Consider the following 1,233-nt stretch of genomic DNA (forward strand, 5'->3'; position numbering starts at 1 on the left):
CGTCCCCGCCCTCTCCCGGCTCCGCCGGCCCCGCTCTGCGCGCCGACTGCGCCCGGTGCTTCGGGCTGTGCTGCGTGGCGCTGCCCTTCACCGCGTCGACGGACTTCGCGGTGACCAAGCGCGGAGGTGACCCGTGCCGGAACCTGCTGGAGGACTTCCGCTGCGGCATCCACGCCCGGCTGCGGGACGAGGGCTACCGGGGCTGCACCGTCTACGACTGCTTCGGCGCGGGCCAGCGGCTCTCGCAGGACACCTTCGGCGGCCGGGACTGGCGGCAGGACCCGGAGACCGCCCGGACGATGTTCGCAGCGTTCCCGGCCCTGCGGCAGCTGCACGAGCTGCTGTGGTACGTGACCGAGGCGCTGACCCTCGCCCCGGCACGCGCGGTGCACGGCGAGCTGAGCCGGGCGCGGGACGAGATCGAGGGACACGCGCGCGGCGGCCCCGGCGCACTGGCGGCGCTGGACGCGGAGGCGGTGCGGCGGGACGTCGGCGGGCTGCTGCTGCGCGTCAGCGAGCTGGTGCGGGACACGGTGCCGGGCCGCAAGAAGGACCACAGGGGCGCCGACCTCGCAGGCGCCCGGCTGCGCGGCGCGCGGCTGCGCGGGGCCGGGCTGCGCGGGGCGCTGCTGATCGGAGCCGACCTGTCCGGCGCCGACCTGCGGACCGCGGATCTGATCGGCGCCGACCTGCGGGACGCCGACCTGAGCGGCGCGGACCTGCGGGACGCTCTCTTCCTCACCCAGCCGCAGGTGAGCGCTGCCCACGGCGACGGGGCGACGCGGCTCCCGGACGCCCTCCAGCGCCCGGCGCACTGGCCGGCGGGCCGCCGTACGAAGCACTCCGCCGCTCCATCACGGCGCTCTCCCGCCCGCCCCGGCCGCGCCTGAGCCGCGACTGTCCGGCGGATCATGCCGGGTCGGGGCTGCCCCTTGCTGTGCGCGCGCAGTTCCCCGCGCCCCTTCGGGGCGCACAGATGCGCCCCGAAGGGGCGCGGGGAACTGCGCGCGCAACCACGGCGACAGCCGCAGTCCGCAGGGCACGGGCCGGGGCAGGGCCGGCCCGGCAGCCCCGGCAGAGGGCAACCGTGATCCGCAGGACGCGGTCTAGATGGTTGATGTGCTTTTACGTGCTGGCCAGCGGGGCCGTGTGGTCGTAGTGGATCAGCGAGCGTTTCCTGTCGGCTCCGCAGGCCCAGTTGTGCCAGATCGCCGTGTTGAGGGCCAGGAGCCG

Annotated in this window: 1 protein-coding gene; it reads left to right on the forward strand. The window is 76.1% G+C overall.

Going from position 1 to position 1,233, the window contains the following annotated elements:
- On the forward strand, window positions 1-890 hold an 890-nt coding region (locus G5C65_RS37425), incomplete at its 5' end, for a pentapeptide repeat-containing protein (protein WP_420903407.1).
- Window positions 891-1,233: the final 343 nt, after the last annotated feature.

The sequence above is a fragment of the Streptomyces boncukensis genome, from assembly GCF_011045075.1.
In the GTDB taxonomy this organism is placed as follows: domain Bacteria; phylum Actinomycetota; class Actinomycetes; order Streptomycetales; family Streptomycetaceae; genus Streptomyces; species Streptomyces boncukensis.